At 47.5% G+C, this 26,852-nt stretch carries 20 protein-coding genes, 1 pseudogene, 1 CRISPR repeat array and 1 riboswitch; of the genes and pseudogenes, 15 read left to right on the top strand and 6 right to left on the bottom strand.

Annotation, left to right across the window (positions count from 1 at the left end; translation table 11 throughout):
• Positions 1–176 precede the first annotated feature (176 nt).
• A complete protein-coding gene (locus AC0QH1_RS11380; RefSeq protein ID WP_324631223.1) occupies positions 177–1,166 on the bottom strand; it encodes an aspartate carbamoyltransferase catalytic subunit in 990 nt (329 codons plus the stop codon).
• Between AC0QH1_RS11380 and AC0QH1_RS11375 the strand changes: the two genes are divergently transcribed.
• Positions 1,165–1,695 (top strand): hypothetical protein, encoded by a 531-nt coding sequence (locus AC0QH1_RS11375; protein ID WP_324631222.1) that lies wholly within the window; start codon positions 1,165–1,167, stop codon positions 1,693–1,695. The genes AC0QH1_RS11380 and AC0QH1_RS11375 overlap by 2 nt on opposite strands.
• Positions 1,696–1,751: 56 nt before the next feature.
• Here AC0QH1_RS11375 and AC0QH1_RS11370 read toward each other — a convergent pair whose 3' ends face one another.
• A complete protein-coding gene (locus tag AC0QH1_RS11370; protein WP_324631221.1) occupies positions 1,752–2,360 on the bottom strand; it encodes a DNA-3-methyladenine glycosylase in 609 nt (202 codons plus the stop codon).
• A 21-nt stretch (positions 2,361–2,381) separates the two neighbouring features.
• Between AC0QH1_RS11370 and AC0QH1_RS11365 the strand changes: the two genes are divergently transcribed.
• From AC0QH1_RS11365 to AC0QH1_RS11355, 3 genes are all read left to right on the top strand, one after another.
• Positions 2,382–2,504: a hypothetical protein gene (locus AC0QH1_RS11365; RefSeq protein WP_324631220.1), complete on the top strand. Its 123-nt coding sequence runs from the start codon at positions 2,382–2,384 to the stop codon at positions 2,502–2,504.
• Positions 2,505–2,778: 274 nt separating this feature from the next.
• A riboswitch (Glutamine riboswitch) is annotated at positions 2,779–2,867 on the top strand.
• 36 nt (positions 2,868–2,903) lie between these two features.
• Positions 2,904–3,359, top strand: coding sequence for a glutamine synthetase inactivation factor IF7A (gene gifA, locus AC0QH1_RS11360; protein WP_336654492.1), 456 nt, complete (start codon positions 2,904–2,906; stop codon positions 3,357–3,359).
• Between the two features lie 246 nt (positions 3,360–3,605).
• Complete coding sequence (locus tag AC0QH1_RS11355) at positions 3,606–4,919, top strand: TMEM143 family protein (protein ID WP_324631219.1); 1,314 nt, start codon at positions 3,606–3,608, stop codon at positions 4,917–4,919.
• Between the two features lie 179 nt (positions 4,920–5,098).
• Here AC0QH1_RS11355 and AC0QH1_RS11350 read toward each other — a convergent pair whose 3' ends face one another.
• From AC0QH1_RS11350 to AC0QH1_RS11335, 4 genes are all read right to left on the bottom strand, one after another.
• Positions 5,099–5,269 (bottom strand): hypothetical protein, encoded by a 171-nt coding sequence (locus AC0QH1_RS11350; protein ID WP_324631218.1) that lies wholly within the window; start codon positions 5,267–5,269, stop codon positions 5,099–5,101.
• 280 nt (positions 5,270–5,549) lie between these two features.
• Entirely contained in the window at positions 5,550–6,893 is a 1,344-nt protein-coding gene (locus AC0QH1_RS11345; protein WP_324631216.1) for a TRAP transporter large permease, read from the bottom strand.
• Complete coding sequence (locus AC0QH1_RS11340; RefSeq protein WP_324631215.1) at positions 6,877–7,431, bottom strand: TRAP transporter small permease subunit; 555 nt, start codon at positions 7,429–7,431, stop codon at positions 6,877–6,879. The genes AC0QH1_RS11345 and AC0QH1_RS11340 overlap by 17 nt, the downstream gene beginning before the upstream one ends.
• 46 nt (positions 7,432–7,477) lie before the next feature.
• A complete protein-coding gene (locus tag AC0QH1_RS11335; RefSeq protein ID WP_324631214.1) occupies positions 7,478–8,344 on the bottom strand; it encodes a helix-turn-helix transcriptional regulator in 867 nt (288 codons plus the stop codon).
• 442 nt (positions 8,345–8,786) lie between these two features.
• On the opposite strand from AC0QH1_RS11335, the gene AC0QH1_RS11330 reads away from it, so the two are divergent.
• The 11 genes and pseudogenes from AC0QH1_RS11330 (at position 8,787) to cas2 (ending at position 19,611) form a co-directional block, all read left to right on the top strand.
• Complete coding sequence (locus AC0QH1_RS11330; protein ID WP_324631213.1) at positions 8,787–8,963, top strand: hypothetical protein; 177 nt, start codon at positions 8,787–8,789, stop codon at positions 8,961–8,963.
• A 139-nt stretch (positions 8,964–9,102) separates the two neighbouring features.
• A pseudogene (locus tag AC0QH1_RS11325) lies at positions 9,103–9,216 on the top strand (nucleotidyltransferase); the annotation flags it as partial.
• Positions 9,217–9,253: 37 nt separating this feature from the next.
• The gene (locus AC0QH1_RS11320; RefSeq protein ID WP_324631212.1) at positions 9,254–9,514 is read left to right on the top strand and encodes a HepT-like ribonuclease domain-containing protein; all 261 of its coding nucleotides are present in this window, start codon (positions 9,254–9,256) and stop codon (positions 9,512–9,514) included.
• 18 nt (positions 9,515–9,532) lie between these two features.
• Positions 9,533–12,076: a hypothetical protein gene (locus AC0QH1_RS11315; protein WP_324631211.1), complete on the top strand. Its 2,544-nt coding sequence runs from the start codon at positions 9,533–9,535 to the stop codon at positions 12,074–12,076.
• Entirely contained in the window at positions 12,076–12,945 is an 870-nt protein-coding gene (locus AC0QH1_RS11310; RefSeq protein WP_324631210.1) for a hypothetical protein, read from the top strand. The genes AC0QH1_RS11315 and AC0QH1_RS11310 overlap by 1 nt, the downstream gene beginning before the upstream one ends.
• Before the next feature lie 42 nt (positions 12,946–12,987).
• On the top strand, positions 12,988–13,794 hold the full coding sequence (locus AC0QH1_RS11305) for a hypothetical protein (protein ID WP_324631209.1): 807 nt from the start codon (positions 12,988–12,990) through the stop codon (positions 13,792–13,794).
• Positions 13,787–16,432 carry a CRISPR-associated helicase Cas3' gene (cas3, locus tag AC0QH1_RS11300; RefSeq protein ID WP_324631208.1) on the top strand — a complete coding sequence of 882 codons (2,646 nt, stop codon included), beginning with the start codon at positions 13,787–13,789 and terminating at the stop codon, positions 16,430–16,432. Before AC0QH1_RS11305 ends, cas3 begins: the two co-directional genes overlap by 8 nt.
• 223 nt (positions 16,433–16,655) lie before the next feature.
• Positions 16,656–17,483 carry a CRISPR-associated endoribonuclease Cas6 gene (cas6, locus tag AC0QH1_RS11295; protein WP_324631206.1) on the top strand — a complete coding sequence of 276 codons (828 nt, stop codon included), beginning with the start codon at positions 16,656–16,658 and terminating at the stop codon, positions 17,481–17,483.
• A gap of 118 nt (positions 17,484–17,601) precedes the next feature.
• Positions 17,602–18,195, top strand: a complete 594-nt coding sequence (gene cas4 / locus AC0QH1_RS11290; protein WP_324631205.1) for a CRISPR-associated protein Cas4 — start codon at positions 17,602–17,604, stop codon at positions 18,193–18,195.
• Between the two features lie 82 nt (positions 18,196–18,277).
• Positions 18,278–19,282 (top strand): type I-D CRISPR-associated endonuclease Cas1d, encoded by a 1,005-nt coding sequence (gene cas1d, locus AC0QH1_RS11285; RefSeq protein WP_324631204.1) that lies wholly within the window; start codon positions 18,278–18,280, stop codon positions 19,280–19,282.
• Between the two features lie 56 nt (positions 19,283–19,338).
• On the top strand, positions 19,339–19,611 hold the full coding sequence (cas2, locus tag AC0QH1_RS11280) for a CRISPR-associated endonuclease Cas2 (protein ID WP_324631203.1): 273 nt from the start codon (positions 19,339–19,341) through the stop codon (positions 19,609–19,611).
• Positions 19,612–19,865: 254 nt separating this feature from the next.
• A CRISPR array of direct repeats spans positions 19,866–26,782; the repeat unit is 37 nt; unit sequence GTCTCAATTTCCACTAATCCCTTTCAGGGATTGAAAC.
• Positions 26,783–26,852 lie beyond the last annotated feature (70 nt).

The following is a 26,852-nucleotide window of genomic DNA, read 5'->3' as shown; positions in this document are numbered from 1 at the left end:
GCAATTTGTGCAATGCTTTTGCGCCCTGCCTGCGGCCACGGCCTCATTATACCCGATGCACTTTTTTCTTGTCAACCTCAATTCCCACAACGAGCGGCAGTGGGGTTATGGAACTGTGACGGGAAGCTTTTTGCGTTTAGCCCGGAGGGTGGGCAGCACAGCCCACCCTAGGGGGATTAAACCTTCCCGCCACCCATGAGATAAAGCAGCGCCATGCGAACCGCGACACCGCTGGTGACTTGCTGGGAAATCAAGCTAAATTGCGGGTTGTCCATCAATTCAGAGCTAATTTCCACCCCTCGGTTCACCGGACCGGGGTGTAAAACCTTCACATGGGGCTGACACAATTGCAGGCGATCGCGGGTAATTCCATAGCGCTGATGATACTCGCGCCAACTCGGCAGTAAATGCGCCGTCATCCGCTCTTTTTGCAATCGCAACGTCATCACAAAATCCGCATTTTCCAGAGCCGGTTCCACAGTCCAATGCAAAAACAGCTTGCCGGCTCTCCCGACCCCCGCATCGGCAAAAAACTGAGGCAGCAGAGTGGGAGGACCGGCCAGATGAAGTTCCGCCCCGGTAGCGGCGGTGAAGCTCCAGAGATTCGATCGCGCCACTCGCGAGTGCAGAATATCCCCAACAATGGCAATCTTTTTCCCATTTAACAACTCCAGGCGCGGACGTTGCGGGTCGAGCAGAGAACAGATCGTAAACAAATCGAGCAACGCTTGCGACGGATGCTCGTGTTGACCGTCACCGGCATTGAGAACCCTGACGGGTGCGCCAAGACGTTCCATTTCGGTGGCGATCGCCTGAGGCACCCCTGCTTCCCGGTGGCGAATCACCATCAAATCGGTTCCCATTGCCAAATAGGTCTTCGCCGTATCCAAAATCGTTTCTCCCTTCGTCAGGGAAGAGCTGCCCGGGGAAAAATTCAGGGTATCTGCTGACAGGCGCTTCGCGGCAAGTTCAAAGCTGCTGCGGGTTCGGGTAGAAGGTTCAAAAAATAAATTCGCCACCACCTGCCCCTGCAACGTGGGCACTTTTTTCATTCGCCGGGAGAGAACTTCGCGAAAACTAGCCGCAGTTTGCAGCACGATGTCGTATTCTGTAGAAACAAAATCAGCCAGAGAAATAATGTGGCGACGAGTCCAAGTAGTAGCCATGCAATTTATCCCATCCAATTACGTCCTCAAAAAATATATAGCGAAGCTCATCGTTGGCATCATTGTCGTCGGTCTGAGTAGCTGTGGCACGCCATCCACGGAAGACCGTATCGAGACGCCCACTGAGCCTGTGCCTCCCACGGCCTCGCCCATTCCAGAGCAATCGCACTCTGCCAATACAGTTCAGGTGACGATTTACACCGCAGACGCTCAGTGCCAAGAGCTAATTCCCCAAACGGTGGAGGTGCCCAGCGATCGCCAAATCGAAGCCGCCGTGGGCGAGGTCTTAGAAGAACGCACCACCGTGGCGTTTGATTTAGCCGGCTATCGCGTCCAACTGAATGAAAATACCGGCGTTGCCACGGTAGACCTGCGCCTGGATCCCGAGTCCGAGCGCCAGTTCGTCTCCCTTTCGAGTTGCGAGAAGTTTTCCCTGTTCGGCAGTCTGGAAAAAACCTTAACCAGCAATCCCGAATGGCAGATTAACCGGGTTCGCTTTACCGAACGAGGGGAAGAAATTTTAATTTAAGTTTTTTTAAAGATTTCCGGGGAGGAATTCTCATCCCCCAGGTCTTGACAAAAATTTTAAGGTTTTGATACCGCGCGCGAAGACGCCAGGTACCACCGCCAGGGCAACTCCGTCCCCACGGAAATCCCGATCCGGGTGGTTTGAACTAACCCCTCGCTTTTAGCTTGTAACTGCTGCTGAAATTCTCGGTGGCGATGTTCAATCCACAGCGCCCCTCCCGGATCCAGTTGCTCCCGATTCAAACTTAAATCGATGCCAAACGCCCGACACAGTTTGCCCGGACCTGCGGCTATCCGATGGAGTTTCTGTTGCGACTCGATTCCCGGGGGTACCGCTTCCAGTTGCAAGGCGCGAATCAGCACCGCACTCGGAACTTCCGCTTTGTCGGTGGAAATGTTCAAACAGTGGTGCATTCCGTAAATCAAGTAAACGTAAATCGTACCCGGTTCCTCAAACATGGCCTCGTTGCGCGGCGTGCGTCTGCGAAACCCGTGGTTTGCCGGATCCCCTGGCCCATAGGCTTCGGTTTCCACAATCGTCGCGCGCAAGGTTTGTCCTGAGGGTAGTTTCCGGACTAAGCTGCATCCAATTAAATCCGGTGCTACTTCTGTGGATGGACGCGCCAGCCATCCAGGTTCTACAATATCGGCTGGAATTACACTCATAAGCGTTTGGCGAGGGAGTTTATGGATATTAAAGCAGTTCTGCCCGTGTTAAGCATTCTGTTTGTCGTGTGTTGTCTGTTCTTCGGCACGAAAAACGGATTCTACGATTCGGACAACTATCACGGTAACGGTTCGGCTCACTAAGCGGCTGTTCGTTGCCGATCGCGCGTGACTCCCGGATTACCCACGTCACGCGCTTTTTCTTACCACATTTTTTGCTATTTGTCAACCTTTTCCCGGAAATTTTCCCCCTGGATCCGGAGTGTAGGGGATGGGTGAAGAGAAACCCAGGTTAACAATAGCCAATAAACAATCAGCAATAACTGCCAGACGCGGCCAATTATAAAATTTTTGTTAAAAGGCGATCGCACCGTTGACATTTCCGAAAAAAACAGTAAAAATGAATACAGAAACAGAAATCGTTCATCTCTACCGGCTTCTTAGACTACAACATCGTTAGTTCTCCGGCAGAGACGGAAGTAGGGAGTTATCCCGAAGGAACGCGCCTCACTCAAACCAACGATGTTTTAGGAGTCGAAGCGCATGGAACTGACATATCGTGGAGTTACCTACGAATATACCCCTCCCACAATAGAGATGACCGAGGGTGAACTGGGCGGCAAGTATCGGGGTCTGGATTGGCGGTTTTGCAACCAGAAGAAAAACCCGGTACAGCAGCCCACCCTGGAACTGAAGTATCGCGGTGTTGCCTATACAACTGGTAGCCAACCCGCAAGCGCGCCCGCATCCGATCGCGCAGCAGTTCCGGCAACCCCAATCCCGGCGGTTGTTGCAGCGTTCACCTCAGAGGATAAAGCTCGTTCCTTGATGATGGGTCACTGTCGGTCGATTAAAAAGCGGCAACAATCGATGCTGAGCCGCTTAGCAGCAGAGGTGGGTCTGAACGAGAATATTTCCGACTATTGGAATCGCATTCAAGGAAAAGTGCATCCCAGTTTTCGCACCTCTTATGACCGGAGTCGGGTTTCCTTTAGCTAACTCGACAGAAACTTAGGCGAGACTCGACGCTTTTTCTCGCAACAGACACCCCAGTGTGGGGTGTTTTTTTTGTGGCAATTGAGCCGAGGAGGGGTGGAGGGGTGGAGGCGATCGCAGAAAATCACCCCCGGCAAGTCCCAGAATCCCGAAACGCCTGCGCCGGATTGAAAGAATCGCAGTAAACTGATAGAATTATCTACCTTGTCAAGCGACTCCAAGCAAAAAAGCTCCAGAGAACCCCGGATTATGGCAGTTTACGAAGACCGCGAAGCATTTATTCCCTATCGGCGATCGGATCTGATCGAACTGTGCGTTGAAGATGGCAAACTGGCCCATGCAGAGGTGCCCAAGTTCCGAGAATTCTGCGCCATCCTCTGCGCCTACTATCATTTTGAGTTTCATGCGTCCCTAGAAACCCTGAAAGATAACTATGCCCCCTTTAACCCCGATGCCGATACCGACTTTAGAATCGAACCGAGTCCCCCCCAGCTTGCTGCAATGGAAAGCAAGGTCGTGAGGGCCTTTCACCGGATTCTGGAACGCGCCAATTACAAACCCTTATCCCAAGCGAACTTAGAACGGGCATTTGAGGAAAAATCCTTAATCGAACTCAAAACTCACGTTGATTTTGACGAATTCGACCAAATGGTTTGCTACTGTCGCGGGGATATATATAAAATCATTTCCGTCAAAAAATGGTTCAGAAACGTGCAACAAACCATTGATGTTTTCGAGCGGATGGTGTTATTGCTCAAATTCAAAAATGCCGACTACTTTAAATCCAAAGGAGCGAAACTGGAAAAACTGAATTTCACCCCCGGGAAAATGTACGCTTATTACTATAAAAATATTCCCAAATTCGATTTAGAGTTTCTGTTTCCCAACGTAAAAACCAGCATGACCTGGAAAGACAGACTGTTGTTTGGCATTCCCGCCATTGGGGCGGCGGTTCCCCTGCTAGGGCGGATTTTGCCGCAATTGCTACTGATTGTAGGAGCGATTTTAGTGGTTCTCGGGGGAGTCTCCGGGTTGTCAGAATTGGAAGTAGAAGAAGAACAAGTGCGGAATGTGATGCCCGTACTGGTAGCGATGCTGTCCTTGGTGATTACCTTGGGCGGGTTTGCCTTCAAACAGTACACCAGTTATAAAAACAAAGAGATAAAATTTCAAAAAAACGTCACCGAAACGTTGTTTTTTAGAAATTTGGCCAGTAATGCCAATGTTTTTCAGGCGCTTGTGGATGCGGCGGAAGAAGAAGAATGCAAGGAAATTATTTTGGTGTACTATCACCTGCTGACCAGTGGGGAGACTTTAACCCCGTCAGAATTAGACGATCGCATCGAGACATGGATGGATGAGACCTTCGAGAAAAAAATAGACTTTGATATCAATGGTCCGGTGGAGAATTTGCAAGCAATTCGCGGCAAAATCAGCGCCGACGGGGAAGAGGTGCCCCTGCTGAGTTTCGACGATCGCGGTGCTTGTCAGGTGTTGTCCCTGGATGAAGCGAAAAGCGCGATCGATTACCTGTGGGATAATGCCTTTCTATATACTAAATAGCCGATAAAAAGCACTGGATTGAAATCGCGCCCGAGCTTTTCGCGGATCCGCCGATGCGGACTAAGTTATGACTCGTTTCCAGGATAAGCTGGGAACGAGTCATGCAGGACACCGATCCAGGATAAGCTGGGAACGAGTCATGCAGGACACTGACAGCAGAGGTGGAGTTGACTCGCCACTTATTCAACCACCCATCGACAATACAGGTGGGAATTTTCATCCTGCAGCCATTTGGCTACTAACTTGCCTTTTTGCGCTCTATCGTTTACGATGCACGACGAGGCAGAATTGGGGCGGGATTGAACCTCGCTCGGACGGCTGGTGGTTTTTTCGAGAGTAATTGCGTTCATGGTTGGATTCCTGTGAAAGAGAGTGGGGGAATGGTTCTTTATTTATACTGTCTTTCAGGGAGGAAAAAAGCAGTGCGATCGCGAGCACAGGGAGACGGTGATATTCTGTGAGCGAGAAAGCGATCGCGATCGCATCCCGAGAACCGAAAGCGGCGGGAGAGGAGTAAAAAAGGCGTCGAGGCAGGGATGATATCATGTTCGGAGTTGGCTGTAAACAGGAGAAGTCCTGGTCATGCAAAGGCAAGAAAAGCCCAGGCGCGATTTCAATCCCCCGCTTCTTCTAAAGTCCCAGAGAGGGCAAGAAACTGACAATTCCGGGAAAGGCAATAATCGCCACCAGAATGAATAATTGAATCAACACAAACGGAATTGCGCCGCGATAAATATCGCCCGTGGTTACTTCGGGAGGGGCGACGCCGCGCAGGTAGAACAGAGCAAAGCCAAACGGCGGGGTGAGAAAAGAGGTTTGCAGGTTTGCGCCCAAGATAACGCCAAACCACACCAAATCGATTTGCAACTGCTGCGCCACCGGGACAAACAACGGGATAACGATAAAAGCAATCTCGAAAAAGTCGATAAAAAAGCCGAGGACGAACACAGTGAGCATACTGACGAGCAGAAAACCCAGTTGACCCCCCGGGAGATTGGCGAGGAGGTCGAACATAAAGGCATCACCATCCAAACCGCGAAACACCAAACTAAAGGCAGTGGAACCCAAGAGAATGAACATCACCATACTGGTGGTTCGCAGGGTGACATCGCAGACGCGGCTCAGAGAGGTCCAGTTGAGTTCGCGGTTTGCCCCCGCCAGAGCGATCGCGCCTACAGCGCCCACCGCACCGGCTTCCGTAGGGGTTGCGATGCCAAAAAAGATGCTACCGAGGACGAGTAAAATCAAGGCGATCGGGGGCACCATGACCTTCAGCACCCGCAATCCCAACGCTTTCGGTGTCATCTGGCGCACTTCAGCGGGTAATGGCGGGGCGATATCCGGGCGCAGAAACGCCGCAATCAGCACGTGGAGGGCAAAAGCGCCGGACATCAACAATCCGGGCAACAACGACCCGATAAACAATTCCCCCACATTGATACCCAGTTGGTCTCCGAGAACCACCAGCACCACCGAAGGGGGGATAATTTGGCCGAGAGTGCCCGATGCGGCGATGACGCCAGTTGCCAGTTGTTTGTTATACCCATAGCGCAACATAATGGGCAGGGAAATCAGGCCCATTGCCACTACCGTAGCGGCGACGACGCCAGTAGTAGCGGCGAGGAGTGCCCCCACGACGACGACGGCGAGGGCTAAACCGCCGCGCAACCGTCCGAAGAGGATGCCCATCGTTTCCAGGAGATTTTCTGCGATGCCGGATTTTTCCAGCATGGCTCCCATAAAGATAAAGTAGGGGATGGCTAGGAGGGTGTAGTTTTCCATGATGCCGAAGATTCGCAACGGCATAGCATTGAGCAATACGGGGTCGAAGACGCCGAAGGCATAGCCGATTAACCCAAACAGCATTGCGACCCCCCCGAGGGAGAAAGCGACGGGGTAGCCAAAGGAGAGGAAGACTAAGGCACCGGCAAACATCAGCGGGCCTAGCCACTCGTATTCATAGCTCAGATTCATGTGGTTCCTCCTCGGGTTGCAGCAAACCTTGGAAAATGGCGAATTTTTTGATGGCTTCGGAAATGCCTTGGAGTATCAGCAGGGCAAAGCTGATGAGAATGGTGGTTTTGATGGGGTAGCGGGGTAAACCGCCCGGATCCGGGGACATTTCTTGGATGGCCCACGATGCCGCAATGGTATTCCAGGAGAAGAAAATGACGAGGATACAGAAGGGAATGAGGAATAAGAGGGTGCCGATGAAGTCGATGAGGGCTTTTCTTTGGGCGGGCCAGTTGGCGTACAAGACATCGACGCGCACGTGCTCGTCATGCTTGAGGGCGTAGGCGGCCCCCAGGAGGAACACTAGGTCGAAGATGTACCACTGGATTTCGATGAGGGCGTTGGAGGTCAGGTTTTGACCGACAGCACGCCCGACGTAACGCCCGATGACGTTCCAGACGCCGACGAGGACCATGAGCAGGACGAGCCACCCGATGAAGCGTCCGATCCATTGGTTGATGCGATCGATGATTCTGGAGAGGCGCAGTAGTTTGTTCAAGGCGGGTTTTTCCTTTGCGTTTCAGTCGATGTTGTATTGTACTGCTCTAGGGTTGGGGTGGGGTGTGGAGGTTTTGGTAGTTTTGGTAGATGGCATGAATTTCTTGTTTGACGCGATCGCGGATTGCTTGGGGAGCTACCACCTGGCAATTTTTTCCATAGGGTAGGATTTCTCGAATCAGCCAGAAGGGATTGGACACGCGCCGCACCACTTGCCGCACCTCGCCGATGACTTCATTGCTGATGTCGTTGTCCTTGGGTTCGTAGGCTTTGACCATGCCGCGATAAAAGTGTAAGTACACTTGGAGGAAGTCTAAGCGATCGCGCCATTTTGCAGAGATAGGTTCGATGTTTTTAATCCGATCCAAGCGCAGACAGCGATTGTGGATGAGTTCGGGAAAGTCAGTGTTTTTCATGTCTTCCGTCTCGTCGCACCAGATTTCCACATAAAAGCGCTTTTCGTGAAAGGAGATTTTGGCACAACGGACGGTGTACTCCAACTCCGCGTCTTGCGCGTTGCGGTAGAACAGGCGAAAAGGTTGCTGGTTCTCGATATATTCCTCCACCTGCTGACGCCACGGCTCGCTGGGCTGAGTGATGAGTTGCTGTAGTGCTTGACGCAAGGGCGCTTCTAGGTTGCCCCGCTCTAGCAGCAAGCGGGTGACGATTTGGGCTTGCTCGGGCTTCCCGGTATCGATCAGCAGACGAATGGCTTGCTGGAGTGCCTTAACCTGAGCGCTGGTCAGAGTGATGGGTTGTCCGACTTGAAATTTTCCCTCGGCGATCGCTGCTAGCAAGCCGGAGATACTGCCGCGATCGCCCCATAGAACCTTCAGTCGGGCGGCGATTTCTTCCAGCCGCTCCTTCGTGCCAGGGGGAATTGACAGTGTAATCGTGTCCTTTTTTCTCGACATGCCCTAAATGTAATTGCATTTTTTCCACTTCTGTGGCATGATGATAATTGTACTGAATTTAGGAGCCGAATTGAGATGATCCAGCTCCCAACCTGGGCATTGGCTCATCCAGGGGCATTCACAGTCCCGGCTTGGCCCCAAAGACTAAAAAAGCCAGAGCGATGCTCTGGCTGGGGATCCCTGAAAGGGATTATAGAAAGGTCGTATTGCCTTATTAGCCTCTTATTTCAAGCCCTGAAAGGGATTTCGAGGTCAAGGCTCTTTCATCATACATCATAAAGAAGCCATTTGTCACTGACGTAATGCATATAAGTCTCTTAACAATAAAAAAATATGCTAGTCTAGTAGACGAACCGGACAAACGCCCAGTTCGCCTATGTAGAGTCGCTCCTCATAGGTTAGCACAGCTTGTCCGGTTGTACACCTATTGGAGGACTTTAAAATGAGTTACTCAGGAGAAGAGATCTATCGCCAAAACTCAAATGACGAAGAACAGATTTATAAAATGCAACAGGAGATAAAACGGCGTGAGCGCTTAATTGCACAAAGGAAGCACGAACCGATCTTCGATGACGGTGAGATTGTATCTTTCGCTGATTGGGAATCGAGACGTCAATAACCGTTAGAGACGGATATGTAAGGTGGGAGGGCAATTTTATGGCACTCTCACCGCCTAAGATAGCTTAAAGAATCAGCAGAGATTTGCCGTTGGGTTTTTATTCAATAAACTCAGACGTAAAAAATTGAGTAGATCGATGATGAGTTTTGATGACTGGTTACGGGAGAAGCGGGAAGAAAACTTGTGGATTGCGGCTCAACATGGGGCTTGCAATGTGAGGGTTTTTGGTTCCGTAGCGCGGGGCGAAGCCGATCGCCAAAATTGACAAATATCCCCGTCGAGGCAAACAGGTGTTTGAGGAAAACGAACTGATTCAAACCTGGATTGTGTATCACTTACAGATTGTGGGTGAAGCTTCGGCAGCTATGTCTGAGGCAATCTGCATCCGACATCCAGAAGTTCCTTGGCTCGATATGAGCGATTTTAGAAACTTGTTAGTTCACGAAGATTTCCGAATCGACACAGAGATTATTTGGGCGATCGTCCCACAAGAGTTGCCCAGGTTAAAAACTCAGCTTGAAACCATGTTGCAAAATTATAGTAGTGAATAGCCGGGAGGAGGCATAGGCATGACTTGGCAGCAACTCTCTCTATTTGATAACCATGAGGAAGAAGAAAAAAGGGTGTTTCCTGGGTCGGAATCTGATGTTTTGCAGATTGTCATCAGTGCCTTAGCGGCTGAGGTAATATCCCTGGCTCCTTCTGAACTGGCAAGCTTGGCGAACGATTCAGACGCAGTGGCGATCGCGCGGTCTTTGGGGAATTTACACTTAGTTCGACAGTTAAAGGTTGCCCAAGGAAATGACGAAACTAGGACAGGGAACCCACTCCGGTTGAAAGAGAATATAGTTTATTATCGAGAGCAAGCGATCGGCACCCTGGAAATGTTGTTTAAATCGCCATTACCGGGAGAATTGCAGGCGAGATTGGCAATCGACAGTGCGAGCGACCGATTTATGGAATATTTGCAGAAGCATCATAAAATTGCGATTCTCGCTGAAAGCGACTTTCACTTTTGGGTTTTCATTCCCGGGAAAACTCAGGGTTTAGATATCACCAAACTTTGGCAAATATTTCTAACCGATGTGGCGTTTTCCGCCTATGGCGACACCCAGAACCAGTTGCCAGGATTGGTGCAGACCTTTATTCAAGTGCTGAATAGCATCACCTTGTCGGGTCGCGGTTTTAGCACCTTGGAGCTGCCGATTTTAACGCAGGAGCAAGCCACAGTTTTAGCCGCTTGGTATCGCGCCGTGATTCGAGATGTGGAAAAACGGCAAAAAGAGCGACAGAAACAGATAGATGGACTCAAGAAACAGATTAAAGACAGGGAAGGGAAAGGAGAAGATAGCAAATCCTCTCAAAACGAGTTAGATAAAAAGGAGGCAATGCAAAATAAAGAAGCTAAAAAATATTGCGAGTATTTTCAGAAAGGATTTGGTAAACTTCTCGAAGGACAGCAAGCCGCTTTTCAGGAACTTGATGCAGTGCAAAGTCAACTGGCACAGGCTGGATTGAGCAAAGCACAGCAGCGAAAGTTGCTGAAGCAGCAAGAGAAACTGACGGCTAAGATTGCGTTCAGTCGTGAGTGGGTGCGGGAAAAGAGCAGTTTGTTTCAGCGATCGCAGGGAAATCCGTTTGATTTTTTTCGATTAGATAGAGAACAAAATTATGGTAAATTCAAAAAAATCGAGGAATTAGCCAAAGCGTTTAGCAAAACTGCCACGGATCAAATTAACTCGACCCGGGGGGATATTTTTACCCAGTGTGTTGTTGAAATGTATCGGTTACTGGAGATAAAACCAGAGGAAATGGATTCGTTACCCACTCCATTGCTGAGTGAAAAACCAGCCATGCGCGCAGTGCGATCGCCGGGAGATGATAGTAAAGAATTTTGCTATTCCTGTGGGGTAGAAATCGATCCAAAAACCGCTCGCTGGCAAGTGCTGCGATTTATGTTCGAGCGACCCTCCCAGCGTCGCCAATCTGCATCCAGTGAAGGCAGACCTCATATCTGTGCATCCTGTGCGGTGTTAGCGTTTGCTTCTCCCTTAAAGGTGACGGATGAAAGTATTATTTTGCAGCTTAAAACACCTGAAACCGAAAAGCGCAAAGATTTCGCCGCCAGACAGCAAAAGCTGAAAGATTATATGAGAATGCTGACGAACAAACAACTGCATTTGAGTGCGGGTCGGTATTTAGTTCTGGCATCCGATCGCACTGCTAAAGGTGAAGTAGCGGCACAAAAATTGGGTCAGGTTCAGTATGCGCTGGCAAAAGTTGCCTCTATTTTCCCGAGGGAGGTACTGACGGATTTGGAATTTTCCTTGATTACCCAAGGGAGTCAACCGATCCGGTTAGCGAGCCGGCATTTAATTTTTATCAAAGGCTTGATGGAGGCATACAGTCAATCGATTGTGGTTTCTGACAAAGAAATCAACATGCAATTGGCGGATGCAGTACGATATGTGGAACGGGATTTACCCGTTATGGCAGAATACAAACTGGCAAAATTCGCGAGTCTAGAACAGCGTCGGGAAATGGAAAAGACTCGCGAAACTTATGCCAACAAAATTCAACAAGATGTGCAAGGATTTTCTATGAGTGCTAACAACCAACTTTTGAAACGGGCTACTCTTTATAAAGATGTAGCGGCGCTAACCGGATTAACTTACGCTTTCGTTCAATCTCTGGAAAGAACAGCCAGAAACTCGATGAAGCCAGAAGATGTCGAACGAGAGGTCGGTAAAATAATCGAACAGGTTGATGACGCGGTAGCATTTTGCTATTATGCCACATTAGGCGATGAAAATAAAACCAGAGTGCGAGCGCGATTGTATCGAAATTCGGACAATTACTTTATCTACGAGCAAACCAGCAGGTTACTAGAAGAATTGGGAATTTCAAATCGAGAACAAACCGATGAGTCTCAACAGCAAACTTGGTTGATGCTCTGTGCGGATGATGTGATGAAAGCTTACACTCATTTTGCTGAAAATTGCTATACGCAAGAGAAAGAGTGGAAAGAGTTAACCTATCAACTCAAGTTATATCTCTACACTCGTTTTCCCGAATTGGTTCGCAAACTTAAGTCTACAACGGAGAAAAAATAATGGCTACTGGACTTCCTGAAACCGATAAAAATAAGCCCCGCGTTCATTTTGACATTTATGCCATTCTCGAAGGCTCGCAAGAGCTTTATTTTGGGCATGAAGTGCAGGTTAATGTCAACTTAGTGGAGACAGTGAAACTGTCGAGTAAAGACGGTAAATCATTAGAAAAATGCTACATTTCACCCACCAAACGGCGCGGTGTGGAACGGCGTTGCTTGATTTGGGCACCGGTGAGTAGTGGGAAATTACTCGGGGATAAAAAAAATTGTGGAATTCCCGATACTTGCGCCGAGCCAGGTTGTCCGATTTGCAGGGTTTATGGCGGTTTAATTGCGGGGAAGAAAACGTTAATTGGTCGAGTGACGCATGGCGGTGGCGTTGCCGTACAAGATATTTTACCCCAAGAAAAGCAACGAGCGATGCACCCGGCAAGGTTAGTGAATCAAAAAGAAGAAACCCCGACACCTTTTAAACGGGAATACAATCAACCGGGGATTCTTTATCCGGTGTCTAATCATTGTTTGAGCGTGACGGATTCAGAATTTGCTGCGGTGGCTTATGGGTTTTTGGATTCTCTACCGCGCATTGGTTCGGGAAATCCGAAAGGACTTGCGATCGCAGAACATAAGCAAATGCCTCTATTAGTGTTAGATCGCTACCTGGTTCCTAAAGGAAAACGCCCGATTGTTTCTCCTTCCGAAACCAATCCGGAAGCGGCGATCGATGAGTTTATCCGGTTAGCCAGAACCCCAGAAAAAAACACAAACCACATTCAATCCACTCATTTCCAGCGCTGGATTGGAGATGCAGCTTTGGAACAACTGCAAGAGTATGCTAGCCGCTTTGTTGACGAGGTTTTACAGGCATAATTTATGTATTGCCTAGAGTTCAAAATTCAACCCACAGCAGCGATGACCTTTCGCATTCTGCCTGGGTCAATTCTCAACATTGCCACTTATCCTTTTGTGCCACCCACAACCTTTTCCGGGTTTTTGCGACGGTTGGGAATTCTGAGTGGCAATTTAGAACTACCCGAAACCAGGATTAACAAAAATAATCCGCCAATTTACGCGCTACCGCCGCGATATATTCCCGTGGGTGCCTATCCCGTTTCCCACAAGTGGAGTGGAGTGCATCGCACCTATCGCAAGGGGATGCGCGAGTTCAATCACGATTTTTTTTCTCGGCTTTATGTGGAGGGAAATAAGGCAAATTTTCAGCTTCATACCTGGGAATATTTCATCGCCGAGGAGTTAGTGGGATATGTGGTGGCGGAATCTCGGGAAGGGTTAGCAGCCTTTCAAAATTTGAAAGGATACGGCTGCAAATTGGGTAAAGAGGGCTATGGGGTGGTAACGGAAATTTCCGAGGAGGCGATCGCTTTAACCAGGCAAACCGTTACCGCCTATCCTTCCGCCATTGTACCTATCGAAGCGCTGATGCAAAGTATGGAGGCGGTGATGCAGGGGGGTGAATTTATGGGAGGCTGCGATATTTACAACCTCTATCGCTATCACTGGGAACCCACTGCTTTCACCACTTCAGATGAGGAAGGTTTTGTAGATTTAAACCCAACGCCTATTTCCGGTTTCGTGCCTTTTGTTGCTGCTTATTTTACCCCGGAAGCGGCAGAACCAACGTTGGAATACTACACCAACGGCGAAATCTATATCCCGGTTTCCCTGGTGAATCTATTGAATGGAGAAGTTTATGCCTAAGAAAAAGCGCTCGCGCATTTATGATTTTGGTCGGCTTTTTTTCCCCGAACCTCATAACCCGATTCCCCGGGAAGTCCGCTTTCAACCCCTGGGGAATCACGTGAAAAATGTGATGCAGCTCGTGAAATGGTGGAAGGCGGAAAATTTTCCTTTTGATTCTTCACGCCAGCGGGTTTTAGAAGCGGCTAAAATTCACGATATGGGAAAACCCCAACAATTTGAGATTAAAGTGCAAACCGACGCGCGAGGTGAGTTTAAACACTATATATATTCGTTTAAAGGGCATCGGTTTTTAGCCGAAAGCAAAGATGAATGGGCACAGACACTGGCGATCGGGCATCACGATTTTTCTATTGCAGATATCACTCGGGATGCCTATCGACTGAAAAAACAGCAGCCATATGCCGAAAAGCTCGCTAAAGACCCTCTCGCTTATGCGCGGGAACTCTATATTTTGGAAATGTGCGACCAAATTGAGGCAGAGTTAGCTTGTCGGGCGATCGGCGATGAGGAACAAGCAGAATCGCGGGCATTTATGGATTACACGATCGCCGCAGATTCTCAGGATACAACCCAATATTTTCTCGATCCTTGGCCGTTTTTTCACCCTTCAATCCAGTTGACCTTTCACTCGTGGTCGATGGAACTCACCCCGGAGGATAAAGCGAAGTTAGAACAATGCCAAAAAGACAAGAAGGATTTGGGCAAAACCCTGGATAACATTGCCAAATCGTGGTGGGAGTCTTACCCCGAAAACCGGGCGAAACAACCGATCGTCAAGGTGACGGTCAAACCTTATCCAGACTCAGTAGATGATGGGAATCACTGGGATTGTCGGACTTGCTATCAACAGTTGGCGAGTTTTGAACCCAATCCGATGCAGGATAAAATGTATGAGGCGATCGCTCGTCAGCCAAATCCCGCTATTTTACTCAAAGCACCCACAGGCGTGGGCAAACTAGAAGCGGTTTTATTTCCCGCTTTGGCGAGCAATTATCGCTTGATTTTGCCCCTTCCCGCCCGCAGTTTGCTCGAAGACCACAAACAACGAGTGGAACAATATCTCAAGCGCTTTTCGCAACTGCATCCGCGCCGAGAATTTTCTCTGGTGGTGGATACGGGTACGCAAATGCACCGCTGGGTGTATAAAGGGGGTCAAGAAGTTCCCCGGCGCATCAATCCTCGCCGACATCTTTATAAAGGTGATGTCATTTTAACCACCTTGGATAAATTTCTCTATCGCTATTTTGCGTTTGGAGATAAGCAAAAGTCGTTTATTTTTCCCTTGCGAATTCACCAAGAAAAAACCTTGATTTGCTTTGACGAGGCGCATAGTTACGATGAGGTTGCCTTTACCAATTTCCGCAGTTTGGTTCAGTCGTTATATACAGGGGGGCGATCGCTGGTGTTAATGACTGCAACTATGCCCCCAGAATACCTGGAAGAATTTGCCCGATACTTGCAAGTTTTTGACTACATGGGGGAGTCGGAATATGCTGCGGAAAGAAAAAAACTGGCTCATTTCGAGAAACCCCAAAGAGGTTTTGAATGGCTGGCTAGTATTGAGCGAAATCCCCGAGAACCGGAAGCTTTTCAAACCTACTTCCGGGAAGCTATCATGGCAGAAGTTCAGGCTAAACCGAATTGTCGATTGATTGCTGTAGTGCAAACCGTGAAAGATGCTGCGGCAATTTATCAACAATTAAAAGGCGAAGCGAGGGAGCCTTTATTTCTCTATCACGGACGGTTGGATTCTCGCGTCCGACAACAAGTTTACGAAGGGTTAAAAGAGCATGATGAAGCGGGAAAACCCTATCGGTTAATTACCACCAGTGCGATTGAGGTGGGGTGCGATTTGAACTGCGAAATTTTAATGTCAGAAATTTGCCCTCCGGAAAACTTAATTCAACAAGTGGGACGGTGCAATCGCAAGGGCAATATTGCTGATGCCAAGGTGGTGGTTATCGGCAGAATTGTGGGCGATCGCATTCCGTTTTATGGCCAAACCTTAGATGAAAATGGATGGGCAGAGTACCAGGACTGTCTTCAATCTCTGACGCACTTTGATGGCGATAAAATCGCTCAATTCATTCGGCGATCGCACCGGGTTGATGACTATCGCGTGGTGGAACTGTTTTCGATGCTGCATGACTACGTTTATGGTGCAGATTTAACCTACAAACCCCTCCACGAAAAAGGATTAGTCGTGACCCGCAGTTGGACGCCTTCGGCAACTTTGGTCTACGATGATGGCACCCACGGCGATGACATTCACAAAATGCCTCAAGCTTCTGTCCCCCTCGATCGCCTAATTCAAAATAAGGAGAACCAATACGCCAATACTCATGTTTTTGAACGGTACTACAATCGCGAAAATACCTGCTGGGAATTGCGCGATTTAAGACCCGGTTATGCCTATGCCAAAACTATCCTAATTAAAATATCCGCCACCCATGAAGGTGCGCTCATGCCAGAAGCACAGCCAGAATATCAATACCAGGCTGATTTAGGGTTTCTAGAGTTGCCTGGAGTTTTTATCAAGTTAAAGCCCTCTGGATTGGATGATAAACTCCTTTACAAACGAGAGAAAACCACAGCGATCCTTACTTATCCAGGCTCTTTAACTCAACCCTCCTAAGCAGTAGGGTGGGCAATGCCCACCTTCCCCCTACATTGACTTTCGAGAGCCTCGGTGTAATTTTAGAGAAAGGGAACAAGAAATCGGTTTTATATCTCTAATAAGTTGCTTTCTGCCAAAAAGTCTATCCAAAACCCCGGTTATAACGGCCACTAAACCAATACCATAGGTTAAATTAAAAATAGACAAATGTTCCTGCAAACCATTAGCTTATTTCTCCATTATGCCACATAGTCTCGTCATTAACCTCGTTCCGGAGTCGGCGATTTCGCCGCAGTTTTTGCAGGGAAGACATCTGCATGCTTTGTTTTTAAATCTCGTCAATTCAGTTAACCCGACATTGGCGAGTAATTTGCACGAACAGAAAACGGAAAAGGCGTTTACGATTAGTCCCTTGCAGGTGAGTAAATCCTCGGGAAGTTCGGGGCATTTGTTGCAATGGAACCATCAGAAAGCGATTCCGCCGGGAACTTCCTGTTGGTGGCGGGTTTCCCTGCTGGATGATTCTTTGTTTGGCAATTTGACGCAACTTTGGCTGACGTTGAATCGCGATCGCCTCTGGAAATTGGGGTCGGCTGAGTTGCAGATTACCAAGATTTTGGGCACGCCACATTCGAGTCAGCCTTGGGCGAATTTTTCCAGTTACCCGCAGTTGTACGAAAATGCTTCGTCAGAGCAGCGAAAAATCGAGTTTGCCTTTTGCACCCCCACGGCATTTCGTCAGGGAAAATACGATTCTTGTTTGCCCACTCGCGAGTCGCTTTTTAATAGTTTGCTGCACCGTTGGAATAAGTACAGCAATATTGCACTATCTGAGTCTTTGTTGTCGGGTATTTTCCCCAGTTACGTCAATATTCATTCGGAAATTGTTGCCGATAAGCGCAGCAAGTTTATTGGCTGTGTTGGGGTGATGAGTTATGCGATTTTGGGTCAGGTTCCGCCAGAGGTGATTCGCGATATTAATGTGTTGGCGGATTTCGCATTGTACTGCGGGGCGGGGCGCAAAACGCCGATGGGAATGGGGATGATTCGGCGGTTGAATTCGGGTTGATTGATTGCGGGTTTTGTAGGAGGCGGAGCCTCACTCGGGGCGTTCCTAGGCCGAGCCTAGGAACGAGTGGTGTAAGGGGATTTTTGTTGAGAATTATATCATAATTTGGAGGAAAATAATGCAAAATTTGGAGTATATTCCGTTGGCGGCATTGAATCAGTATGCCTATTGTCCGCATCGGTGGTGGCGGATGTTTTGTGCGGGGGAATTTGGGCAGAATCATTACACGATTGAAGGGACGGATTTACATCGGCGGGTGCATTCTGTAGGGGAGGAAAATCGGGAGGAGGTTTGGCAAGTGCGGGGGATTTGGTTGAAGTCGGAACGGTATCGGTTAATTGGCAAGGCGGATTTAATTGAGTTGGAATCCGGGGAGGTGTTTCCGGTGGAATATAAGCGGGGAAATCGCGGGGAATGGGAAAATGATGCGCTTCAGGTGTGCGCGCAAGGGTTGTGTTTGGAGGAGATGATGGGACAGGCGATCGCCCAAGGGTTTGTGTATTACGCGCAGTCTCGGCGGCGTCAGGTGGTGGAGTTTTCCCAGTCTTTGCGGCAAACTGCGATCGCCACCATTCAGGAAATTTCTACCCTGCTAAACACGGGAGAAATGCCCCCGGCAATTTATGGGCCGCGCTGTCGGGGATGCAGTCTTTATCGCCACTGTTTGCCCCAGGCGACAAAGAAAATGAAGCGCTACAAAGAGGCGAATTAAATAGCTTTTTGAATTCCCACTTGTGCGGGAATGACAGATTCATGCTTGTTGGTGAAACTTTCACAGTTTGGAGGATGAAATTATGGGAACGGTTTATGTGATACAAGATGATTGTTTTATTGGCAAAACCGACGAACGATTAAAGGTACGGGCGAATCGGGAAAAGTTGCTGGATGTGCCATTGATTCAAGTAGATGGCGTGGTGGTTTTGGGACGGGCAACGGTGTCGCCTGGGGTGGTGACGGAGTTGCTGGAACGTCACATTCCCTTGAGCTTTTTGACCCATACCGGGCGCTATTTAGGACGGTTGGAACCGGAGGTGACGAAAAATATTTTCGTGCGTCAGGCGCAATGGCAAGCGGCGGGAGAAACGGAAAAAGCGGTGCATGTGGTGCGCGGTTTCGTGCGCGGAAAGTTAAAGAATTATCGGAGTTTGCTGCAACAAGCGAAGCGGAATGATTCGCAACTGAATGTGACGGCGGGAATTGAGGGGATAAAAGGGATAATTGCTTCGGTGGCAAAAGCGGAGAAAATTGATTCCCTACGCGGATTGGAAGGGGCGGGGAGTGCGGCTTATTTTGGCTGCTTTAATGAGTTGATTCGGGCGGAGGGGTTTGAGTTTGCGGGGCGACGGCGCAGACCCCCGACGGATCCGGTGAATTCTTTGTTGAGTTTTGGCTATTCTTTGCTGCGCCATGACGTTCAAAGTGCAGTGAATATTGTGGGATTTGACCCCTATCTGGGTTATTTGCATGTGGAACGCTATGGGAGACCTTCGTTAGCTTTGGATTTGATGGAAGAGTTTCGTCCGTTGGTGGTGGATGCAATGGTGCTGTCTGGAGTGAATAAAAAAGTGCTGAGTGTGGAGGATTTTGTCACGGAACCGATAAGCAATGCGGTGTCGTTGACGCGGGATGGGTTGCGAACCTTTTTGCGGTTGTACGAACAGAAAAAGCAATCGCAGTTCAAGCATCCGGTGATGGGTCGCAAGTGTAGCTATCAGGAGGCGTTTGAAATTCAGGCGCGACTGTTGGGGAAGTATTTGATGGGGGAAATCGAGTCTTATCCGCCGTTGGTGCTGAAGTAGTGGGCGATGGGGGATTGAGTAGTGTTTGGTTGAATGGGAAAATAGGAGGAAATGCGATGTACGTGACGGTGGTTTACGATATTCCGGAGGATAAGCGCCGAACGAAGGTTCACAAGATTCTCAAGTCTTATGGGCAATGGGTGCAGTATTCGGTGTTTCAGTGCGAGTTAACCGAGACTCAGTACGCGAAACTGCGATCGCGCCTCCGGGAACATATCAAACCGGAGGAGGATAGCGTGATGTTTCAAGTTCTGTGTCGCTGCTGCCAAGGTAAAATAGAACGCATCGGCGGGGTGGAGCCTGTGGACAAGACGGTGTTTTTTGCCTAGCTTTTCCGGTAATGGGTAGCTGTGGGACAGGTTGGGGTAAATTTATCGTCCGAAACCGTTGTCCTCTCTGGATTGCAGGCGGGTTTGCCGTTCTATCCGATTACCGCAGTTGCCCAACCCCTTGCAGGGAGGGAGTTTCAGGTAATTTTCAACGAAGGGGGTTGACAGGTGGTTCTGGGAAATGGTAGTTTAAGAATCGATTACCGCAAACGTACCTTGAAAATTAAATACAGTAAGGGTTTCAACTGCCTGCAGTCTCAATTTCCACTAATCCCTTTCAGGGATTGAAACAGGAACGGAGAAAAGGAATACACGCTTGGTCGGAACCATTGTACTGTCTCAATTTCCACTAATCCCTTTCAGGGATTGAAACAACTTGACAGTTTCTAGCTTGGATGACGTGAAAGTCTCAATTTCCACTAATCCCTTTCAGGGATTGAAACGCGTTTTCGCTTTTTAAGCATTGGGAAGAGTTGGGTCTCAATTTCCACTAATCCCTTTCAGGGATTGAAACTCCGTTTTCCACACCAAAGCTTGTTAAGTCCCCAAACGTCTCAATTTCCACTAATCCCTTTCAGGGATTGAAACGTCCCCCTTTGCCGCAGCAAGTTCGGCGACGGCGTCTCAATTTCCACTAATCCCTTTCAGGGATTGAAACGCTAATCATTGGATACTTCAAAAATACTACAGAATAGTCTCAATTTCCACTAATCCCTTTCAGGGATTGAAACTAAGAAGATATCGCGCCTGGGGTTAACAACCGCAAAGGTCTCAATTTCCACTAATCCCTTTCAGGGATTGAAACTATTTCGAAGGTGACAAGGAAGAACTAGAAGGTCGATGTCTCAATTTCCACTAATCCCTTTCAGGGATTGAAACTCGTCCGTCCATGCGGGTTCGGTCACTCGTTGCCAGTGTCTCAATTTCCACTAATCCCTTTCAGGGATTGAAACCATTTCCGGAACTACGCCACCCGCTGCATCCTCCAAAGTCTCAATTTCCACTAATCCCTTTCAGGGATTGAAACGCATACCGGTTTATACCGTCATGCTCAAACCAATAGTCTCAATTTCCACTAATCCCTTTCAGGGATTGAAACGGATGATGCGGGGGAAGTGAAATTCCATCGGAAAGACGTCTCAATTTCCACTAATCCCTTTCAGGGATTGAAACAATTTAACTATTAATTTAGCGAATGAATTAACCATCCAGTCTCAATTTCCACTAATCCCTTTCAGGGATTGAAACTGGTGCTATAGCGGTTCATCCTGGGATAAGAAAAGGTCTCAATTTCCACTAATCCCTTTCAGGGATTGAAACTTTGGGGCGCAATCGCGTGTTCGGAATCTAAAAAAGAGTCTCAATTTCCACTAATCCCTTTCAGGGATTGAAACCTCATTTTGAGGACGGGTTTCTTTATGTGATATAGTCTCAATTTCCACTAATCCCTTTCAGGGATTGAAACTTACTGAATCTGAGCTTGCTGAATTAGCACCGCAAGGTCTCAATTTCCACTAATCCCTTTCAGGGATTGAAACATAGATTGGCCAATTTTTGGCGCTGCACTGGCGTGTCTCAATTTCCACTAATCCCTTTCAGGGATTGAAACGCCAATTTGGCAAGCATCAAGTCAAAAAATAAAGTACGTCTCAATTTCCACTAATCCCTTTCAGGGATTGAAACGTGATCGGGATTTGTTAAGAGTGCCGGCATATTCGTCTCAATTTCCACTAATCCCTTTCAGGGATTGAAACTTGGAAGGCGCACGCGATTGAGACTTTCGACATTGTCTCAATTTCCACTAATCCCTTTCAGGGATTGAAACTTACAAATCCAAAAATTAAAAGTTTTAGTCCCGCGTTTGTCTCAATTTCCACTAATCCCTTTCAGGGATTGAAACCACTTATTGCAATCGCAGATTCTTCTCGCAGGGAAAGTCTCAATTTCCACTAATCCCTTTCAGGGATTGAAACTAGTTTATCCTCAATTTCTGCCGCTTGACGCACAAGGTCTCAATTTCCACTAATCCCTTTCAGGGATTGAAACCGCCACAGCCTCCCCCGCCCCGGCTCCCCCCGCAGCGGTCTCAATTTCCACTAATCCCTTTCAGGGATTGAAACGCAAATAGCACCCTGGGAGTGGCGAGAAATTGCTTAGTCTCAATTTCCACTAATCCCTTTCAGGGATTGAAACGGGTTCGTGGGCTTCGTTGGCCTTCGCTGCTGGTTTGTCTCAATTTCCACTAATCCCTTTCAGGGATTGAAACTAAGATTGCGATCGCCTCCAACCAGGGGTCCCAAAGGTCTCAATTTCCACTAATCCCTTTCAGGGATTGAAACCTATTTTCCAGAAGTGGATGGAATCCCGCTAATTGTCTCAATTTCCACTAATCCCTTTCAGGGATTGAAACGAGATTTCCATCGAGGCGACATCAGGAGCCTTGCGGAGTCTCAATTTCCACTAATCCCTTTCAGGGATTGAAACCGGATTCTTCTAAGCCTTAGCTCTGAGAGGCCGCAGGTCTCAATTTCCACTAATCCCTTTCAGGGATTGAAACCACTTTCGAATCAGCATCGAGCAATTTGGCGAAGTCTCAATTTCCACTAATCCCTTTCAGGGATTGAAACTAATTTTTAAAGACAATCCATTTCGAGGATAATGCTTGTCTCAATTTCCACTAATCCCTTTCAGGGATTGAAACACATTCGGCCTCTGAAAGTCTTGTGGCGCAAGACTTTCAGGTCTCAATTTCCACTAATCCCTTTCAGGGATTGAAACGCTGAACGATGGGGGAATCTCTTCTCAATCTGGCGTCTCAATTTCCACTAATCCCTTTCAGGGATTGAAACGAAGTTTTTCAACAATGGTATTGAGTTCGATTGCTTGTCTCAATTTCCACTAATCCCTTTCAGGGATTGAAACGGTGAGACCGACAGCACGAAGCAATCCATCTTCACAGTCTCAATTTCCACTAATCCCTTTCAGGGATTGAAACAAAACAAAAAAAGTTGCTCACCCAACTTAAAAAAAGGTCTCAATTTCCACTAATCCCTTTCAGGGATTGAAACTGTGATTGCCATCATTGGCCTAGCCTCCTTTTCGGTCTCAATTTCCACTAATCCCTTTCAGGGATTGAAACACGCAATTGAAAAGGCGCGAGGGCTGGCGGGACGAAGTCTCAATTTCCACTAATCCCTTTCAGGGATTGAAACGCGATCGCCTGGTCAATCGGATGGTAAGTCAGATTAGTCTCAATTTCCACTAATCCCTTTCAGGGATTGAAACTCTGGTGATTCGGTCGATCCGCCTTGTCGATTCGGGTGGTCTCAATTTCCACTAATCCCTTTCAGGGATTGAAACAGCCTATATTTCTTTAAATCTGGATTCCCGCCGGGTCGTCTCAATTTCCACTAATCCCTTTCAGGGATTGAAACTCGTTCCCCGGTAACCCTTGCCCGGCTGGGTTGTGGTCTCAATTTCCACTAATCCCTTTCAGGGATTGAAACACCGCACGATCGCATGATGCGATCGCATGGTCACGTGGTCTCAATTTCCACTAATCCCTTTCAGGGATTGAAACAATGGCAATTTCGAGATTATCGCGCATGGCAAAGGAAGTCTCAATTTCCACTAATCCCTTTCAGGGATTGAAACGGAAACCACAGAAATGAACATCCCCAGCCATAGGGTCTCAATTTCCACTAATCCCTTTCAGGGATTGAAACAATCCTCTGCGATCGCGATCGCTTCTTCGCTATAGTCTCAATTTCCACTAATCCCTTTCAGGGATTGAAACAGCGACGGGGACACTATCACCGTGACTCGCGCCGGTGTCTCAATTTCCACTAATCCCTTTCAGGGATTGAAACACATCATCCAAGCTGGAAACCGACAAATCGATCCGGTCTCAATTTCCACTAATCCCTTTCAGGGATTGAAACTGGAGGGCGCTAATCGCGGAGCTTTTTTGTGTTGCTGTCTCAATTTCCACTAATCCCTTTCAGGGATTGAAACGGGTTCCCCACTCCTGAATATTTAAAGCAATATCCTGTCTCAATTTCCACTAATCCCTTTCAGGGATTGAAACTTGTAAATCGCTCCTCCATCTTTAGCAAGAATAAATGTCTCAATTTCCACTAATCCCTTTCAGGGATTGAAACCAAGAATTTTATAATTTAGACCATGCCATCAAACATGTCTCAATTTCCACTAATCCCTTTCAGGGATTGAAACTCTGCCGAGTGGAATGGATTCACTCGATTGTTCAGCAGTCTCAATTTCCACTAATCCCTTTCAGGGATTGAAACGGAATTCGAGATTTCCAACGCAATTTGCTGGGCTTCCTGTCTCAATTTCCACTAATCCCTTTCAGGGATTGAAACGGCAACTTAAATGAGTAAATACATGATAATCAGTGTCGTCTCAATTTCCACTAATCCCTTTCAGGGATTGAAACTCGCCAATTCTTTTTGACTTAAGTCTACTTCTCGGGTCTCAATTTCCACTAATCCCTTTCAGGGATTGAAACTCAATATTTCCGGAGAAACAAAACGAAAAATAGAGGTGTCTCAATTTCCACTAATCCCTTTCAGGGATTGAAACACGAAACGGGAAATCATCAATCTTTCAGAATCCGAGTCTCAATTTCCACTAATCCCTTTCAGGGATTGAAACACTGCAGAGCAAGATGGGCGTGCAATTTGGAAGCAGTCTCAATTTCCACTAATCCCTTTCAGGGATTGAAACGCTTCCCAGATGAAGCCAACCTGATACCTCGGTCGTCTCAATTTCCACTAATCCCTTTCAGGGATTGAAACGGGCAACTGCGAACCAACTACAGTCAACCCAAAAAGTCTCAATTTCCACTAATCCCTTTCAGGGATTGAAACGTGCGAAAAAATCGCTTGCAACACATCGTCGTCTTTGGTCTCAATTTCCACTAATCCCTTTCAGGGATTGAAACTTAACTCATCCAGAGTTAATGACCGATCGCCCACGTCTCAATTTCCACTAATCCCTTTCAGGGATTGAAACTCGTATTGAACCCACTCTTCCGGAGAAGGACAAGTCTCAATTTCCACTAATCCCTTTCAGGGATTGAAACGGAGGCGATCCGGCTAAAGGCGCGATCGCGGGTAGGTGTCTCAATTTCCACTAATCCCTTTCAGGGATTGAAACTTTAGGATTGGAACACACTCGAAACAATCCACTTGCGTCTCAATTTCCACTAATCCCTTTCAGGGATTGAAACGTACATTCGATTCTACTCTTTTTTGCTCTCTACATTGTCTCAATTTCCACTAATCCCTTTCAGGGATTGAAACCAAGCCCAACTAGGCGGAAGCAAAACAGAGGAACAAGGTCTCAATTTCCACTAATCCCTTTCAGGGATTGAAACTCTCTCAGGAGGGCTATATATCGCCTTAACTGGCGCTGTCTCAATTTCCACTAATCCCTTTCAGGGATTGAAACATCTAGAACCAAAGCTTCTTTAGGCCATTTTTTATCAGTCTCAATTTCCACTAATCCCTTTCAGGGATTGAAACCGGCGGCCTCTTCTGCACTTAAAGCACCTTGCTTTGTCTCAATTTCCACTAATCCCTTTCAGGGATTGAAACTCTACCAGCTCCAGCCCTTCTTCCTGAAGGGCCGCGTCTCAATTTCCACTAATCCCTTTCAGGGATTGAAACCCAGCACAGACCGGGCAATCTACGGATTGCGGAGTAAAGTCTCAATTTCCACTAATCCCTTTCAGGGATTGAAACACTAGGGTGAATGTCGGGAAGAACTCGCTCCCGGTAAGTCTCAATTTCCACTAATCCCTTTCAGGGATTGAAACCCGTTGGTGCCGCCAAAGGTGCGATCGCCGTTGCCGAGTCTCAATTTCCACTAATCCCTTTCAGGGATTGAAACTTGTAAATCGCTCCTTTTTTGGACAAGATAAATTCGCCGTCTCAATTTCCACTAATCCCTTTCAGGGATTGAAACTCCTCTGCCGTGGCCGCTGCTGTTTCTCCTGGCGCGTCTCAATTTCCACTAATCCCTTTCAGGGATTGAAACGCTTACAACCGAAAGGAACATCCCCAACCACAGCGCGGTCTCAATTTCCACTAATCCCTTTCAGGGATTGAAACTTAAAATTGCCTTTTCGAGCGGGCAATAAGTCAAGGAAGTCTCAATTTCCACTAATCCCTTTCAGGGATTGAAACAACAAGAGATGAACTTGTTGTATGTGGCGCTGACCCGCGTCTCAATTTCCACTAATCCCTTTCAGGGATTGAAACTATTAGTTGCCCTGGAATCTGTGCTTTCATTTCATAGGTCTCAATTTCCACTAATCCCTTTCAGGGATTGAAACTGATGAATAGGGGAATTAAAAGCGGTTCGCCACGTCTCAATTTCCACTAATCCCTTTCAGGGATTGAAACCCACCAGTTTTCTTCTTCGTTAATTGTCCCAAACCAGTCTCAATTTCCACTAATCCCTTTCAGGGATTGAAACTTGATGATAATGGAATATTCCGAAACTGATTATCTAATGTCTCAATTTCCACTAATCCCTTTCAGGGATTGAAACTGAAAAGAACGCGATCGCGCATCAATCTAATTGCCGTCTCAATTTCCACTAATCCCTTTCAGGGATTGAAACTGATTTTGAGATTTTCGGCATCTCCATCCAAAGCGCTGTCTCAATTTCCACTAATCCCTTTCAGGGATTGAAACTTTAGCGACAAAATCATTGATTTTATCGAACGCTGTTTGTCTCAATTTCCACTAATCCCTTTCAGGGATTGAAACTAGAATGAAAGACGCGGGTGTGATTCGACATTCGCAAGGTCTCAATTTCCACTAATCCCTTTCAGGGATTGAAACATTATACCGCTGTATCTCTTTCCTTTTCTGAATGATGTCTCAATTTCCACTAATCCCTTTCAGGGATTGAAACATATTCCTTTCCTCTTTTTTCTTCTAAGGTTACCGAAAGTCTCAATTTCCACTAATCCCTTTCAGGGATTGAAACTTCTCGAATTTTTGTGCCTCCTTTTAAATAGAGGTATTGTCTCAATTTCCACTAATCCCTTTCAGGGATTGAAACAAAACTTTGCATTGTCAATTACTATAAGATTTACTTATAGTCTCAATTTCCACTAATCCCTTTCAGGGATTGAAACTTCGAAAGAAGACTCTGGGATTAATCCGTACTCTGTATGTCTCAATTTCCACTAATCCCTGAAAGGGATT

The organism is Phormidium sp. CCY1219 (assembly GCF_055795085.1).
This window is presented reverse-complemented; position numbering and strand designations above follow the sequence as displayed.

Bases quoted from the DNA above. Each gene is read 5' to 3' on its own strand.
- AC0QH1_RS11375 (WP_324631222.1), top strand. From the start codon at position 1,165: ATGCAATTTATCCCATCCAATTACGTCCTCAAAAAATATATAGCGAAG.
- AC0QH1_RS11380 (WP_324631223.1), bottom strand. From the start codon at position 1,166: ATGGCTACTACTTGGACTCGTCGCCACATTATTTCTCTGGCTGATTTT.
- AC0QH1_RS11370 (WP_324631221.1), bottom strand. From the start codon at position 2,360: ATGAGTGTAATTCCAGCCGATATTGTAGAACCTGGATGGCTGGCGCGT.
- AC0QH1_RS11365 (WP_324631220.1), top strand. From the start codon at position 2,382: ATGGATATTAAAGCAGTTCTGCCCGTGTTAAGCATTCTGTTTGTCGTG.
- gifA (WP_336654492.1), top strand. From the start codon at position 2,904: ATGGAACTGACATATCGTGGAGTTACCTACGAATATACCCCTCCCACA.
- AC0QH1_RS11355 (WP_324631219.1), top strand. From the start codon at position 3,606: ATGGCAGTTTACGAAGACCGCGAAGCATTTATTCCCTATCGGCGATCG.
- AC0QH1_RS11350 (WP_324631218.1), bottom strand. From the start codon at position 5,269: ATGAACGCAATTACTCTCGAAAAAACCACCAGCCGTCCGAGCGAGGTT.
- AC0QH1_RS11345 (WP_324631216.1), bottom strand. From the start codon at position 6,893: ATGAATCTGAGCTATGAATACGAGTGGCTAGGCCCGCTGATGTTTGCC.
- AC0QH1_RS11335 (WP_324631214.1), bottom strand. From the start codon at position 8,344: ATGTCGAGAAAAAAGGACACGATTACACTGTCAATTCCCCCTGGCACG.
- AC0QH1_RS11330 (WP_324631213.1), top strand. From the start codon at position 8,787: ATGAGTTACTCAGGAGAAGAGATCTATCGCCAAAACTCAAATGACGAA.
- AC0QH1_RS11315 (WP_324631211.1), top strand. From the start codon at position 9,533: ATGACTTGGCAGCAACTCTCTCTATTTGATAACCATGAGGAAGAAGAA.
- AC0QH1_RS11310 (WP_324631210.1), top strand. From the start codon at position 12,076: ATGGCTACTGGACTTCCTGAAACCGATAAAAATAAGCCCCGCGTTCAT.
- AC0QH1_RS11305 (WP_324631209.1), top strand. From the start codon at position 12,988: ATGACCTTTCGCATTCTGCCTGGGTCAATTCTCAACATTGCCACTTAT.
- cas3 (WP_324631208.1), top strand. From the start codon at position 13,787: ATGCCTAAGAAAAAGCGCTCGCGCATTTATGATTTTGGTCGGCTTTTT.
- cas6 (WP_324631206.1), top strand. From the start codon at position 16,656: ATGCCACATAGTCTCGTCATTAACCTCGTTCCGGAGTCGGCGATTTCG.
- cas4 (WP_324631205.1), top strand. From the start codon at position 17,602: ATGCAAAATTTGGAGTATATTCCGTTGGCGGCATTGAATCAGTATGCC.
- cas1d (WP_324631204.1), top strand. From the start codon at position 18,278: ATGGGAACGGTTTATGTGATACAAGATGATTGTTTTATTGGCAAAACC.
- cas2 (WP_324631203.1), top strand. From the start codon at position 19,339: ATGTACGTGACGGTGGTTTACGATATTCCGGAGGATAAGCGCCGAACG.